At 69.2% G+C, this 14,376-nt stretch carries 14 protein-coding genes; 7 read left to right on the forward strand and 7 right to left on the reverse strand.

What is annotated here, in order from left to right; genetic code table 11:
* Window positions 1-252: 252 nt before the first annotated feature.
* Entirely contained in the window at window positions 253-675 is a 423-nt protein-coding gene (locus tag ACFOYU_RS25935) for an OsmC family protein (RefSeq protein WP_226738632.1), read from the reverse strand.
* A 72-nt stretch (window positions 676-747) separates the two neighbouring features.
* Here ACFOYU_RS25935 and ACFOYU_RS25940 point away from each other — a divergent pair, with 72 nt between their 5' ends.
* Window positions 748-897: a hypothetical protein gene (locus tag ACFOYU_RS25940; RefSeq protein ID WP_377035769.1), complete on the forward strand. Its 150-nt coding sequence runs from the start codon at window positions 748-750 to the stop codon at window positions 895-897.
* 39 nt (window positions 898-936) lie between these two features.
* Here ACFOYU_RS25940 and ACFOYU_RS25945 read toward each other — a convergent pair whose 3' ends face one another.
* From ACFOYU_RS25945 to ACFOYU_RS25960, 4 genes are all read right to left on the reverse strand, one after another.
* Complete coding sequence (locus ACFOYU_RS25945; protein WP_377035770.1) at window positions 937-1,485, reverse strand: regulatory protein RecX; 549 nt, start codon at window positions 1,483-1,485, stop codon at window positions 937-939.
* The gene (locus ACFOYU_RS25950; RefSeq protein WP_377035771.1) at window positions 1,482-2,243 is read right to left on the reverse strand and encodes a phosphatase PAP2 family protein; all 762 of its coding nucleotides are present in this window, start codon (window positions 2,241-2,243) and stop codon (window positions 1,482-1,484) included. The genes ACFOYU_RS25945 and ACFOYU_RS25950 overlap by 4 nt, the downstream gene beginning before the upstream one ends.
* Window positions 2,244-2,604: 361 nt before the next feature.
* A complete protein-coding gene (locus ACFOYU_RS25955; RefSeq protein ID WP_377035772.1) occupies window positions 2,605-3,798 on the reverse strand; it encodes a winged helix-turn-helix domain-containing protein in 1,194 nt (397 codons plus the stop codon).
* Between the two features lie 82 nt (window positions 3,799-3,880).
* Window positions 3,881-4,429, reverse strand: coding sequence for an ankyrin repeat domain-containing protein (locus ACFOYU_RS25960; RefSeq protein WP_377035773.1), 549 nt, complete (start codon window positions 4,427-4,429; stop codon window positions 3,881-3,883).
* A 194-nt stretch (window positions 4,430-4,623) separates the two neighbouring features.
* Here ACFOYU_RS25960 and ACFOYU_RS25965 point away from each other — a divergent pair, with 194 nt between their 5' ends.
* Window positions 4,624-6,126 (forward strand): MDR family MFS transporter, encoded by a 1,503-nt coding sequence (locus tag ACFOYU_RS25965; protein WP_377035774.1) that lies wholly within the window; start codon window positions 4,624-4,626, stop codon window positions 6,124-6,126.
* Window positions 6,127-6,132: 6 nt separating this feature from the next.
* On the opposite strand, the gene ACFOYU_RS25970 is transcribed toward ACFOYU_RS25965, so the two are convergent.
* A complete protein-coding gene (locus ACFOYU_RS25970) occupies window positions 6,133-6,372 on the reverse strand; it encodes a hypothetical protein (protein WP_377035775.1) in 240 nt (79 codons plus the stop codon).
* 183 nt (window positions 6,373-6,555) lie between these two features.
* Here ACFOYU_RS25970 and ACFOYU_RS25975 point away from each other — a divergent pair, with 183 nt between their 5' ends.
* From ACFOYU_RS25975 to ACFOYU_RS25995, 5 genes are all read left to right on the forward strand, one after another.
* The gene (locus tag ACFOYU_RS25975) at window positions 6,556-8,100 is read left to right on the forward strand and encodes a helicase HerA domain-containing protein (RefSeq protein WP_377035776.1); all 1,545 of its coding nucleotides are present in this window, start codon (window positions 6,556-6,558) and stop codon (window positions 8,098-8,100) included.
* A gap of 206 nt (window positions 8,101-8,306) precedes the next feature.
* Window positions 8,307-9,743 carry a M20 family metallopeptidase gene (locus tag ACFOYU_RS25980; RefSeq protein WP_377035777.1) on the forward strand — a complete coding sequence of 479 codons (1,437 nt, stop codon included), beginning with the start codon at window positions 8,307-8,309 and terminating at the stop codon, window positions 9,741-9,743.
* Window positions 9,744-10,241: 498 nt separating this feature from the next.
* Complete coding sequence (locus ACFOYU_RS25985; protein ID WP_377035778.1) at window positions 10,242-11,183, forward strand: ring-cleaving dioxygenase; 942 nt, start codon at window positions 10,242-10,244, stop codon at window positions 11,181-11,183.
* A 136-nt stretch (window positions 11,184-11,319) separates the two neighbouring features.
* Window positions 11,320-12,876, forward strand: a complete 1,557-nt coding sequence (locus ACFOYU_RS25990; protein WP_377035779.1) for a serine hydrolase — start codon at window positions 11,320-11,322, stop codon at window positions 12,874-12,876.
* Between the two features lie 20 nt (window positions 12,877-12,896).
* Window positions 12,897-13,223, forward strand: a complete 327-nt coding sequence (locus ACFOYU_RS25995) for a hypothetical protein (protein ID WP_377035780.1) — start codon at window positions 12,897-12,899, stop codon at window positions 13,221-13,223.
* Window positions 13,224-13,273: 50 nt separating this feature from the next.
* Here ACFOYU_RS25995 and ACFOYU_RS26000 read toward each other — a convergent pair whose 3' ends face one another.
* On the reverse strand, window positions 13,274-14,191 hold the full coding sequence (locus tag ACFOYU_RS26000) for a Gfo/Idh/MocA family protein (RefSeq protein ID WP_377035781.1): 918 nt from the start codon (window positions 14,189-14,191) through the stop codon (window positions 13,274-13,276).
* Window positions 14,192-14,376: the final 185 nt, after the last annotated feature.

Raw genomic sequence — 14,376 nt, forward strand, 5'->3', positions numbered from 1 at the left:
AGGGGCTTGGTTCGCGGGCACACCGCTCGCGCGAACGCGTCAGTCAGCATTCACAAGGCTCATGACGCTTCCAACAGGTGCATGATGGATTCGCCAGCAGTATCCCCCTTGTGGGGAGGAGGTGGAGGTGGGGGTGTGGGCGATAGCCTATGAAGGTCCTGCGCCAGCACCCCCACCCTGGCCCTCCCCACAAGGGGGAGGGAAGGAGGTCGCGTTGTCACGGTCACATCCACGCGGCCTCCGCCTAACGTCTCACGCCAGGGTGAAATCCATGGTGATTTCGGCGTTGAGCACCTTGGAGACCGGGCAGTTCTTCTCCGCCGCGCGAGCGAGCTCCTCGAACTTGCCGCGGTCGATGCCGGGCACGTTCGCGTTCAGGGTGAGGGCCGATTTCTTGATCGTGAAGCCGCCACCCTCCTGCTCGAGGGACACCACCGCCTCGGTGGCGAGCTCGGTCGGGTTGAAGCCCGCGTTCTGGAGCTGGAAGGCGAGCGCCATGGTGAAGCAGCCCGCGTGAGCCGCGGCGATCAGCTCCTCCGGATTGGTCCCCTTCTCGTTCTCGAAACGGGTCTTGAAGGAGTAGGGCGTGTTGGACAGGACGCCCGAATCGGCCGAGAGATGGCCGCTGCCGTCCTTGCCCGTGCCCTGCCAAACGGCTCTTGCCTTGCGGTTCATGATTGTCTCCTTGTGAGGTTACGCAGCGACATGTAGAGCACGCCGCCGCGAAGGGGATATGGAGGTCGCCACGTGAAAGACGGGAGCGTCGCCCGCCTGCGCCCGCGGCGGCTCGGTTCCGCCCTCGTGGCTTGGAACATCGGCATCCTCTGCTATCCCGTTCCGGTCGGGCTCATGGCCGCCCGGTCGTCCATGGGCGAGATGCGGGAGCGCTCGCGGTGAATGTGGGCGCGGGGCTGATCTAGTCCGGCCGGTCCATCGTCAATGCGGGATGTCCTCGTCCCGCTCCCCGTCGACGATCCCGCGGGCCACGTCGAAGCGGAAGCCGGCGCGGGCCATCGCGGCAAGGTCCTTGTCGCGGTAGGGCGTGCGCTCGCCGGGCCGGTAGGGCCCGAGCTTGCGCCGGCGGGCGAAGGCGCGGGCGGCGCTCTCCTCGTCGCCCTCCTCGCCCTCCAGGGCCTCGGCGATGGTGGAGCGGTCGATACCCTTGGCGGCGAGCTTGGCCCCGATCGCCCGGGCGGAGCCGCCGCGGCGGCGCAGCGTCGCGACCCGGGCCTGGGCGTAGCGGGTGTCGTCGATGAGGCCGCTGCGCAGGCTCTTCGCCACCACCTCGTCGATGGCCTCGTGGAACTCGGCCGGGTCCTCGCCGCGCAGGCGGCAGCGCTTCTCCACCTTGCGCCGCAGGACGCGCCGCAGGTTCTCGGCCGAGGAGGAATAGCGTTCGAGATAGGCCATCGCGGCCCGCTGCAAATAGGCGGGCGTGACCTTGCGCGGGACCTTCCGGACCGGTTTCCTGTCGTCGTCCGTCATGAGGTCTCGGCTTCGGGGGAGGAGGTTTCGCCCGGATCCTCCACCTGGCCTCCCCGCTGCAATTGCAGGGCCACGAACCAGCAGAAGGAAGCCCAGGCTGCGCCGACCGACCAGCCGGCCAGAACGTCGCTGGGCCAGTGGACGCCGAGATAGACGCGGCTTGCGCCCACCAGCAGGGTCATGGCCACTGCGAGACCCATCACAAAGGCCCGGGTGCGCCGGCTTTTCTCGACGCGGGCCAGCAGGGCGCCGAGGGTCAGGTAGGTGATGGCTGACATCATCGCGTGGCCGCTCGGAAAGCTCGCGGTGTAGACCTGGGTCGCATGAGGCACGAGATCGGGCCGGGGCCGTTCGAAACCGAGCTTGAGTCCATGTGAGAGCAGGGTTCCGCCGATGATCGAGACCAGCACCAGGAGTGCCGCGCCCCGCTTGCCCACCATCATCAGATAGGCCCAGGTCGCCCAGGTGATGATAGCCAGCACCGCATAACCGCCGAGCCCCGTGATGTCCCGGGCCGCCTCCTCCAGCCATCCGGGCCCGAGGGGATTGGCCAGGTTCGCGGGATCGCGCAGGGCGAGCAGCAGGGACTGGTCCAGGGCATGGGTTTCCCCTTCGCTCACGTCGTCGGCGAGCTCCATGAAGGCCCAGGCGAAGAAGCCGAAGCCCGCGAGCGAGATCAGGGGCCCCAGCTCGTTCAGGCGAAGGCGGATCCAGATGCGGGTGGCGGGGGCGACGAGGTTGTTCATCGTGGCAGACATAGAGGGGTGCGGCCGGTCTGGCGAGTGGGGCGCGCCGACAAAGGCCAAGGCCGGATTGTGAAAGCCCGCATCCCGGATGGCAATCGCCCGCCGTCGGGTCCGTCTCGAAGGAGGGCGGGAGTTGGTGGAGGTCGTCGTGGATCTGGCGGCATCGGGCGCGACGTTTTTCCCTCCCCCTTGTGGGGAGGGCCAGGGTGGGGGTGTGAGCGATAGCCTATGACGGTGTGGCGCCCACACCCCCACCTCCACCTCCTCCCCACAAGGGGGAGGAGAGCAGGTCGGCGCGTCCGAGATCCGGGGGAGGAGAGCAGGGCGGAGCCAAGCCCGCCTCGAAACACGACGACAGCACGCGAGGCCGCTTTCACAGCTCCAGCCGTTGGCGCCAATCCTTCGGCACGACGATGTCGCCGAGCCCCAGCCACCGGGCCATCAGGCGCAGCTCGTCGCCCAGCGCGGGGGCGATTTCCTCGGGCGCCACGGAGACTTCCGGGTGGATCGAGTGGACGAGGAGCCGGCTCCCGGCCCGGTCCGCCTTGAGGTCGAGGCGCGCCACGATGGCCTCGCCCAGCACGAAGGGCAGGCAGTAATAGCCGTACTCGCGCTTCTCGGCGGGGGTGTAGATCTCGATCCGGTAGCGGAAATCGAACAGGCGCTCGGTGCGGGTGCGCTCCCAGACGATGGGATCGAAGGGCGACACGAGAGCCTGCGCGTCGATCCGGCGCGGAAGCCTCGCCTGCGGGTCGAGATAGACCGGCCCCGGCCAGCCCTCGACCGTCACGGGAACCAGGTCGCCCGCCTCCACGAGTTCGGGAATGCGCGCCTTGGCGTCGGTGGGCTCGATGCGGAAATAGTCGCGCAGGCAGCGCTCGCTGGCGATGCCCAGCGCGCGGATCGAGAGCCGCAGGAGCTCGCGCTGGGCCTCCTCCTCGGGCGGCGTCGGCACGTTCAGGATCGCGGCGGGCAGCGCCCGCTCCGGCAGGTCGTAGATGCGCTCGAAGCCGCGCCGCGTGGCGGTGGTGACCTCCCCGGCCCAGAACAGCCATTCCAGCGCCCGCTTGCCGTCGCTCCAGCCCCACCAGGAGCCCTGTCCCCTGTGGCCGCCGCTGAGTTCGCCGGCCGCCATGGGGCCGCGATCCTCGATCTCGCGCCGGACCTCCTCGATGAAGGCGCGCTTTTCCTGCCCGAAGCGGGCGAGCCCGCCATAGATGCCCTCGCCCCGCGCCGCCCGGGCCATGCGCCAGCGGAACAGGGGGTGGAGGTCGAGGCGGATCAGGGAGGCTTCGTGGCCCCAATACTCGAAGGCGCCGCGCTTCTTGGGATGATAGGCGGTCCTCTCCAGGAGCTCCCGGTCGTAGGCTCCGAGCCGCGAGAAGAGCGGCATGTAATGGGCCCGCACCAGCACGTTCACCGAATCGATCTGGAGCAGGCTCGACCGGTCGAGCACACGGGCGACGTGGCGGGCCGTCGGCGCGGCGGGGCGCGTCTCGCCGAGGCCTTGAGCGGCCAGCGCGATGCGCCGGGCCTGGGAGCGGGAAAATCGGGTGCGGGCGGTCATGGCGGGATGCGGATGGTCTCGCACAGCTAGCGCCATGCGGCACCGGACGGCAAGGGGGCGCGTTCAGGGCGGCTTCGCATCCTCATGTCTCGGCGGAGCCGTGCTCCCGCACCCACCGGACGAGCTGCTCTGGCGTGTCCGACGCCCCCATCGCCCGGGCGGCCGCCTCGGCCGTCAGGCCGCTTGCGTCGCGGGCGCAGGCGTCGGCCCCGTGGGCGAGCAGGAGTTCCACGATCTCCGTGCGGTTGAACATGGCCGCGACCATCAGGGCGGTCCGGCCGCCTTCTCCTGTCACGTCGACCCCGGCCCCATGCTCCAGCAGCAGGCGCGCGGTCGCCGCGTCGCCCTTGAAGGCCGCTCCCGCGAGGGGCGTCTGCCCGCGGTCGTTGGCGAGGTCCGGATCGGCGCCGTGCCGCAGGAGCGCCCGCGCCAGCTCCGCATGGCCATGGTAGCAGGCGAGCATCAGGAGGCTGTCGCCCTTCTCGTTGCGCAGGTTCGGCGGCAGGCCCATGTCGAGCAGCGGGGCCAGCTCCTCGGTCCGCCCCTCCCTCGTGCGCTGGAAGACCCGCTGGGCGAAGGCGAGCGTCTCGTCGTCGAGGGCCGGCGGCTGGGACGGGTTCTCGGGCTGCACGGGGGCCTCCGGGTCTGGCGAAAACAGGTCGTGGGAACGGAGATATGGCGGCCGCCCCGATCCGTGCCTAGCCTGCGATGAATTCTTCCGGCGCGATTCCTCTGCGGGCGCGAACGCATATCAGCCCTGCATCCAGGTTTTGAGACAAGGCGGCTACTCTCCCCTAAATCGGCTGCAGCAAGGCGAAGGAAACGATGGATCAGCGCACGAGAGAGACCCTGCGGCCCGGCCGGGGGGACACATTGAGCCAGGCGGAGATCCGTACGATCATCCTCGGCGTCATGCTGGCCATGCTGCTGGCCGCCCTCGACCAGACCATCATCGCCACCGCCCTGCCGACCATCGGGCGCGAGCTCGGCGACCTCGAGCACCTGCCCTGGGTGGTGACGGTCTACCTCCTCACGGCCACGGCCGTGACGCCTCTCTACGGCAAGTTCAGCGACAGTTACGGCCGGCGCGTCACCATGCTGATCGGCATCGTCGTCTTCATCCTGGGCTCCATCGCCTGCGCGCTGGCCCCGACCATGATCGCGCTCATCCTCGCCCGCGGGGTCCAGGGGCTCGGCGGCGGCGGCCTGATCGCGCTCGCCCAGACCATCGTGGCCGATCTCGTGCCGCCCCGGGAGCGCGGGCGCTATCAGGTCTATTTCGCCAGCGTGTTCATGACGTCGAGCCTGCTCGGCCCCGTGCTGGGCGGCTTCTTCGCCGAGCACCTGCACTGGTCGGTGATCTTCTGGATCAACTTGCCCCTCGGGCTCATCGCCCTCTTCATCGCCTTCCACGGCCTCAAGAAGCTGCCGCGCTTCGACCGGCCGCACCGGCTCGACCTCCTGGGCGCCTTCCTGATGGTGGCGGCGACCGTCTCGCTGCTGCTGGCCCTGAGCTGGGGCGGCCTGCGCTATCCCTGGGGCTCGTGGCCGATCGTCTCCCTCTTCGCCGGATCGGCCGTGATCTGGGTCCTGTTCGCGATCCGCATGCGCCTGGCGCCCGAGCCGCTGATCCCGCCCGGCGTGCTGCACAACCCCGTGGTGCGCATGGGCACGCTCTCCGCCTGTTTCGGCATGGGCACCTATATCGGGCTGACCATCTACCTGCCGGTCTATTTCGAGACCGTGCGCGGCCTCTCGGCCAGCCTGTCGGGCCTGGCGCTGATCCCGCTCATGGCGGGCACGGTGGTGGGAGCCACGCTCTCCGGCCGCATGATGGCGAAGGTGACCCACTACAAGCGCCTGCCCGTCGTCGGCCTGGTGGTCGCCATGGCGGCCACGGCGGTGCTGGCGGTTCTCGGCAACGGGATTTCCCTGCTCGCGGTCGAGGGACTCCTCGCGGTCATCAGCATCGGCCTGGGCACGCTCCTGCCGGTCTCCACCGTGGCGATCCAGAACGCGGTCTCGCCCCACGAACTCGGAACCGCCACCGGGGCGGCGAACTTCTTCCGCTCGCTCGGCGGCGCCTTCATCGTGGCGATCTTCGGCGCCATCGTGCTCAGCGGAACCGGAATGGTGGGCGCCGCCAGCTTCGAGTCCCTGGCGGCCTCGGCGGCCCGGAGCGGCATCAACCTGTCCGACGTGTTCAGCTACGTCTTCATGGCGGCGGTCATCGGCTTCGGCCTCGCCTTTGCGTTCCTGCTCGCCATGGAGGAGCGGCCCCTGAAGGGCAGCGCCATCAAGGCCGCCGAGGCGGCCATCGCCGACTGATCCTCGTCAGCGCCGCCGCCGCCGGATCAGGATCCACACGGCCGCGATGACGATCAGGAGCGACAGGCCCATTCCCACATAGGCGAAAAGGCTCTCCGTGCGCGCCTCGCCCGGAGGCGGCGGGCGGGTGCCCTGGTCGTCGCCGGACAGCGGGGCGCCCGTCGTCTGGGCGGAGAGGCCGGGGACCTCCCAGGAGAGAATCGGGCTGTCGGGAAGAACCCGGCTGACGGTGAGGGAAGGCGGCATTTTTTCTCCTGGGAGGCTGACCCACGGTTAATGCTTCCGTTACCGCCCGGTTTCAGGGTGCCTGCGGCCTCATGCCTGGGGATAGCGCCTCAAGATTGTGGCGCATTCCGCGACTCCCGGCACTTTCGGGCGTTCGGGCGTGTTAGGTACGGGCCGGTTCTTGAAACGACACGAGGGAGGCTGATGAAGGTCGGCATCGACATGGGAGTGGTGTCCTCCGCACCCGGAGGAACGGCGGCTCTGCTCGATCTGGAGGAGCTTTTGGCGACGCGTCTGCTCGTCCAGGGCAATTCCGGGTCCGGCAAGTCGCATCTTTTGCGCCGGCTCCTGGAGCAGAGCGCATCCCTCGTCCAGCAGGCCATCATCGACCCCGAGGGCGATTTCGTCACGCTCGCCGACAAGTTCGGCCACGTGGTGGTGGATGCCTCCCGCAGCGAGGGCGACATCCAGCGCATCGCCGCCCGCGTGCGCCAGCACCGGGTTTCGGTGGTGCTGAGCCTGGAGGGCCTCGACGCCGAGGCGCAGATGCGCTGCGCGGCGGCCTTCCTGGGCGGCCTGTTCGATGCGGACCGCGACTACTGGTACCCGATGCTCGTGGTCGTCGACGAGGCGCAGCTCTTCGCCCCGGCCGCCGCGGGCGACGTGTCGGACGAGGCCAGAAAGGTCTCTCTCGGGGCCATGACCAACCTCATGTGCCGCGGCCGCAAGCGCGGGCTGGCCGGCATCATCGCCACCCAGCGCCTCGCCAAGCTCGCCAAGAACGTGGCGGCGGAGGCCTCCAACTTCCTCATGGGCCGCACCTTCCTGGACATCGACATGGCGCGCGCCGCCGATCTCCTCGGCATGGAGCGCCGTCAGGCGGAGATGTTCCGCGACCTGGAGCGCGGCCATTTCGTGGCGCTCGGCCCCGCCCTGTCGCGCCGCCCGGTGCCGATCCGCATCGGCGACGTGGAGACCTCGGCCCGCAGCGGCAGCTTCAAGCTCGTGCCGCTCCCCGAGCAGCCGAAGGAGGAGGCGCGCGACCTCATCTTCAAGCCGGGCGAGGACGAGCCCGCGCGCCCGGTCATGCCGCGCCGCGCGCCCCCGCCGCCGCCGGCCCCCTCCACCAACGATCTTCTCGCCCAGCTCGCCCGCACGCGGCCGGCCGCCGCGCCGGAGCCGCAGGCCGAGGCGACCGAGGAGAGCAAGGCCGAGCGCGAGGCGGCGCTCGACGCCATCCTGCGCGAGATCCTCGACGATCCCGAGGCGGCCTTCCGCACGGTGGCGGTGCTCTACCAGGACTTCCTCGTGCGCTGCCGCATCCGCCGCGTGAGCGGCGAGCCCCTGAGCCTGCCCGCCTTCCGCCGCCGCCTCGCGGTGGCGCGCGCGGGCGTCGACACGGCCACCGCCGAGGGCACCGAATGGGACCGCGCAATCGCCTATGCGGCCGATCTCGCGGAGGACATCCAGGGCGTGTTCCTGCTCCTCGCCCGCGCCGCCCTGGAAGGCTCGCCCTGCCCGCCGGACGGCGAGATCGCCCGCGCCTGCGGCAGCCGCTCCCCCGGCCGCGCGCGGCGTCTCATCGCCTACATGGAAACCCGCAACATCGTGGTGACCCGCAACGACCCGCGCGGGCTTCGCATCATCGCGCTCCCCGATCTCGGCTGGGAGACGGGGCCGGGCGACCCGAACGCCTTCGAGGAGCCGGTGGCGAGCTCCGACAACCGGGACCTGTTCGCGGTCGGCTGACATTGGACGGGTTTGCGGATACAGGTTCGGGCCGGACATCCCCACCCGTCATTCCGGGGCCGCGCAGCGGAGCCCGGAACCCATAGACATCGGCGCTTCAGAATGTGCGGACCTCGCGCCGCTCTTCTTCGGCGACGACGGTGGATATGGGTTCCGGGCTCGGCCTTCGGCCGCCCCGGAATGACGGTCGGTGCAAGGAGAGTGGAATGCACAACGACCGCCTGAGCCTCGACGAAATCGCCCGCCGCGTGGACGCCAAGAGCGCCGATTACTGCGCCCTGAGCGACCGCATCTGGGCGATGCCCGAACTCGCCTTCGAGGAGCACAGATCGGTCGCGGAGCAGATCGCCATGCTCACGGCCGAGGGCTTCCGCGTCACCCGCAATGTCGGCGGCATGGCCACCGCCTTCGTGGCCGAATACGGCAGCGGCGGACCGGTCGTCGGCATTCTCGGCGAATACGACGCGCTGCCGGACCTGGCGCAGGAATCCGGCGAGACCCGGCACAAGCCGACAGCGGCGGGAACGCCCGGCCATGGCTGCGGCCACAATCTTCTGGGCGCGGGTTCGGCGCTCGCCGCCGTCGCGCTCAAGGATGCGCTGGAGGCCGAAGGCATCGCCGGAACCGTGCGCTATTACGGCTGCCCGGCCGAGGAGAGCGGATCGGGCAAGACCTTCATGGCCCGCGCGGGCCTGTTCCACGATCTCGACGCCGCCTTCTGCTGGCATCCGAGCGTGGTCAACGAGGTCCAGACCACGTCGTCGCTCGCCTGCATCCAGGCCTATTTCCGCTTCCGGGGCCGCGCCTCGCACGCCGCCGCCGCGCCGCATGTGGGCCGCAGCGCGCTCGACGCGGTGGAGCTGATGAATGTGGGCGTGAACTACATGCGCGAGCACATGCCCTCCGACGCGCGCGTGCACTACGCGGTCACCAATACGGGCGGCGACGCGCCCAACGTGGTGCAATCTCAAGCGGAATCCCTTTATCTCGTGCGCTCGCCGCACCTGCCCGATGCGGAGCGCCTGTTCGAGCGCGTGAAAAAGATCGCGGAAGGCGCGAGCCTGATGACGGAGACGAGCGTCACGGTGCAGATCACCGACGCCACGTCGAACGTCGTTCCCAACAAGGCCCTGCAGGAGGCCATGTACGAGAACATGAAGCGCCTCGGGCCGCCGGCCTTCGACGAGGCCGACTTCGCCTTCGCGGAAAAGCTGCGGGCGGCGTCCCTCACCGACGAGGAGATCCTGGCGAGCGTGAAGCCGCACGACATGTCGCTGAGGACGAAGGTGCTCCACGACGGCGTGCTCTCCATGCCGACCCGCGAGGAGGTGATGATGGGCACCACCGACGTGGGCGACGTGAGCTGGATCGTGCCCACGGTCCAGTGCCACACGGCCTGCTTCGCCATCGGCACCCCGTTCCACACCTGGCAGCTCGTGGCGCAGGGCAACCTGCCCGCCGCGCACAAAGGCATGGTGCTCGCGGCGAAGGCCATGGCGGCCACCGCCGCCGACTGCCTGCGCAATCCCGATCTCATCGCCCGCGCCAAGGCGGAGCTGACGGAGCGCACCGGCGGCCGCGCCTATATCTGCCCGATCCCGGACGACGTCACCCCGGACGACCTGCGCGCCAAGGCGGCGTGAAAGTTCGCTCGTTCGGCTGAGCGCACTCATCACCCTCGGCAGGAAGCCGGGTGTCAGATCTGGGCAGGGACGCAACATCGCCGGATATGGCGCAGGTTTTCCCTCCCCCTTGTGGGGAGGGCCAGGGTGGGGGTGCCGGCGCCGGACCGTCATAGGCTATCGCTCACACCCCCACCTCCAACTCCTCCCCACAAGGGGGAGGAGAGCCGGTCAGCGCCACCGGTGAACACGGGCAGGCCCGAGATCCGTGGGGAGGAGAGCAGGGCACGCTATCGGCGCGAGCCTGTTGCCGGCGAGACTCTTCGCCCTCGCTCAGCGCGATATCCTCCACTGAGGCGAACGAGCGCCTTCCTCGCCGCAGCACTCCCGCCCGTCTCCCAACGAAGGGGGAGCGCAGACATTTCTTGCATCCTCGCAAGGTCTCTTTGGCGCTCGATAGGGTCGCGCTTGCAGGCCTGCAACCCTATCTTGCCAGCTTCATACGGACAGGAGAGCGCCATGAAGCTGACCGGAATCCATCACCTGACCGCCGTGACGGCGGATGCCTCCGGCAATCATGACTTCTACACGCAGGCGCTGGGAATGCGGCTCGTGAAGAAGACCGTCAACCAGGACGACGTGAGCGCCTATCACCTGTTCTACGCCGACGCCCTGGCCTCTCCCGGCACGGACATCACCTTCTTCGACTGGCCCGTGCAGCGCGAGCGGCGCGGCACGCACAGCATCGTCAACACGGCCCTGCGCGTGAACGGCGAGAAAACCCTGCAATGGTGGAAGGACCGGTTCGATTCCCTCCACATCCAGCACGAGGGAATCGCCGAGCGCGACGGGCGGCTGTGGCTTTCCTTCGAGGACCCGGAAGGCCAGCGCCTCGCTCTCGTGGACGACGGCGGCCAGGGCGACGAGGCGCATCCGTGGGATCGCAGCCCCGTGCCGGTTGAGCACCAGATCCGGGGCCTGGGTCCCATCACCATCAGCGTGCCGCAGCTCGACCGCACGGCCGCTGTGCTGACCAGGGGCATGGACATGCGCGCCGCGCGGGAATTCCGCATCCGCGACACGCCGGTCCACGTGTTCGAGATGGGCGCGGGCGGCCCCTCCGCCGAGCTCCACGTGGCGGTGGAGCCGCATCTCGAGCCGGCGCATCCCGGCGCGGGCGGCGTGCATCACGTGGCGTTCCGCACGCCGAACGAGGAGACCTACCGCGAGTGCGCCGAGCGGCTGCGCGCCATGCGGGCGCCGTCGAGCGGCCCCATCGACCGCTACTACTTCAAGAGCCTCTATTTCCGCGAGCCGAACGGCATCCTGTTCGAGATCGCCACGGACGGCCCGGGCTTCGCCACGGACGAGCCCCTGGAAAGCCTCGGCGAGCGCCTGGCGCTGCCGCCTTTCCTGGAGCCGCGCCGGGCGCAGATCGAGGCGGGCCTCAAGCCGCTGTAGGACATTCCCGTTTCTCCCATCGCCAGCGACGGGAGAAACGCAGGCATAGCGTCGGAAGTCAGCGCCGTTGCGCATTGAGAGTAAGGCGGAGTTCTGACACTATCGCCCGACCGGCGCGGGACAGGTGGGGGCTCCGATGTCATTTTTCGGGTCGAGGTTCGTTTCGGCTGTTGCCGCCGTCCTGGCTCTTACGGGTGCGGCGGCCCTGCCGGCACAGGCTCAGGGCCTCGGCGCATCGGCGATGCGCGAGCGGATCGACGGGCTGATCCCGGAATTCGAAGCCTATCTGCAGGCGGGCATGGAGAGCTTCGATGTGCCGGGCGCCGCCGTCGGCATCGTGCACAACGACAAGCTCATCTACGCCAAAGGCTTCGGCGTGAAGGAACTCGGCAAGCCGGATCGGGTGAACCCCGCCACGATCTTTCAGATCGGCTCGACCTCCAAGGCCTTCTTCAGCGCGACGCTGGCCCAGGCGGTGGATGCCGGCAAGCTCGAATGGAACGACCGCGTCTCCGATCTCCTGCCCGAATTCCAGCTGAGCGATCCTTGGGTCGGCCGCGACATCCGTGTGCTCGACCTCGCCGCTCAGCGCAGCGGTCTGACGCCCTACGTGAACGATGGCCTGACCGGGCTCGGCTACGATGCGATGACGCTCGTGCGCTCCTTGAGGGACGCACCCCTGACGCGGGTGTTCCGCTCCGATTTCACCTACGTCAACATCACCCATATCGCGGGCGGCATCATCCTGGCCCGCAAGCTGGGCATGGAATCGTGGAGCGACGTGGTCAGGAGCGGCATCTTCGAGCCCCTCGGCATGACGTCGTCCTCGTCCTCGGCGGAAGCCATCGAAAAGGCGCCGGACCATGCCGTCGGCCACCGGCAGGACGAGGCGGCCACCACCGCCATTCCGTTCCATGAATCCTTCCCCTACATCCACGGCCCCGCCGGCGGCATCAATTCCAACGTGCCGGACGTGTCGCGGTGGCTGCGCATGCAGCTCGGGCGCGGTCATTTCGAGGACAAGGTCATCGTCTCCGAAGAGAACCTCGACGTGACATGGACGCCGCGCGTCGCCATCAACGAGCGGCTTTCCTACGCAATCGGCTGGGTCGTCACCGCAACGCCGAACGGGCGCATCGTCTGGCACAACGGCGGGACCATGGGCTTCGGCGCCCATGTCGGCTTCCTGCCCGACCGCGGCGTCGGCATCGTCGTCCTCACCAACACGCAGAACCGGGGCTTTCCCGATGCGGTCGCGCAGTGGGTCTATGACCGGCTTCTCGGCAACGAGGCCGTCGACAACGTGGCGCTCGCCCTCGAGGCGGCTCGTGGGAGGGAGGCCGAGGAGCGGGAAAAGGCCGCGCCTCCCGCGCATGCGCCCGAGTCCCAGGATCTGACGGCCTTTGCGGGAACCTACATGTCGCCGCTGCTGGGAGACGTCGCGGTCAGCGTCGAAGGTGGGCGGCTCCGGCTGAGGCTCGAGGATACCGAAGCCACGCTGACGCTGGCGCCTCGCGACGAGGATCTCTTCGATGCGCGACTCGACGCCAGCGGGGCCTATGCGCCCATCGCGGCCATGATGGGCGACGAGGCGGTGACGCAGATCCGCTTCGAACGGGACGACGACGGCGCGGTAACGCGCATGGATTGGGTAGCCCCGACCCTGCCGCAGACCTTCAGCCGGCAACGGTGACGGCACGGGAGACGAGATACATGACGCAGACGAGGCGCTTCATCCTGACCGCCGCCGCCCTGGCCGGCTTCGGCCTCATGGCCGTCCCCGCCTCGGCCTTGCCCTCCACCTCCGCGCCAGGGCGCGGTTCCATCGTGGTTCCGGCGCAGCTCTTCCAGCTCTTCGTCGACGAGGACGACGGATACATCCACGACAGGCACTACGACTGGAACCAATACCGCAACTCCACCAGCCGCAAGGAGCGCGTCCGGGATTATTACCGGATGCAGAAGGAGGCGGAGAAGGATTACTGGCGGGCGCAGAAGAACATGCAGAAGCAGATGATCAAGCGCCAGCGCGGCTGGTAGCGGCCGATCCGGAACCGGCCCCGCGGCGAGGGCCGTTGCTTCGAGGATGTCTAAACGGTCTCCTGCGACGTCCGCGCCAGAATCCCCTCGACGATATCGACCACGCCAGCCGCCTCCCGCACCGTCGCGAGGCGGCTTTCCTGTCCGCCCAGCAGCTTGGCGAATTCGGCGATCTGGTGCCCGTCGGCCCGGGCGGGCTCGATGTTGCCGCCGGAATGGGTGAGCCGGTACCACTCGCTGATCACGGCCACGTCCTTCGAACCCTTCACCTCGAAGCGGTTGAACTCCTCGGCCTCGCCTTCCACGGCGGCGTCGATGGTCATGCGGCAGCGGGCGAATTGCAGCACGGCCTCCATGCGCGTCTCGCTGCCGAGCGGTCCCCGCTCGATGCGCGCCTCGGTCAGCTCGCCGGGGCCGAACAGGCGCCCGGCCAGGAACACGAAATGGGACACCACCTCCCGGGTGAAGCCGCCCTGCTCGGGACCGGCGAGCCAGCCGGCGGCGCCCTGCTGCCAGCCGCGCGGCCAGGTGCGGAACCGCAGGGTCAGGTGCGCGGTCAGGTCGTCGCCGAGGGCGCCGGTCTCCACCAGCTCCTTCATGCGCAGGGACGCGGGCGCGGTCGCGAAGGGAAAGTTCACCGCGGCCGGCACGCCGGAACGGGCCACCGTCTCCAGGCAGCGCCGCGCGCTCTCCGGATCGGCCGTGAGGGGCTTCTCGCAGAACACCGCCTTCCCGGCGCCGACCACGGCCGCGACCAGGTCCTCGTGGGTGGCGGGCGGGGTCGCGATGTAGATGCAGTCGATGGCCGGATCGGCGAGGAGGTCCTGCACGCTCGCGGCGCGGGGCACGTCCGTCTCGACCGGGGCCGGATCGTAGCCCGCGACGATGCGGAAATCCGGGTTGGCCCTGAGGCCCTGGATGAAGCGCCGTCCCATGACGCCGAGACCGATGATGCCGATGCCGTACATGTCCGATTGAGTCTCCCTGCTGGTATGCCACGGCCTATAGACCCTCGGCGGGCCCAGGGCGAGAGCGCGGAAAGAATTCGGAAACCTGGATTTTGTATCGCTTCGCCCATCCGCCCCGCGCGGCCGTCGCCACGGGTGGCGATCATGCTTGACCTTAGGTAAGTTTGAGGCCAGGACGGGTTGTC

The organism is Microvirga sp. GCM10011540, assembly GCF_042650665.1.
GTDB classification, from domain to species: Bacteria; Pseudomonadota; Alphaproteobacteria; order Rhizobiales; family Beijerinckiaceae; genus Microvirga; species Microvirga lenta.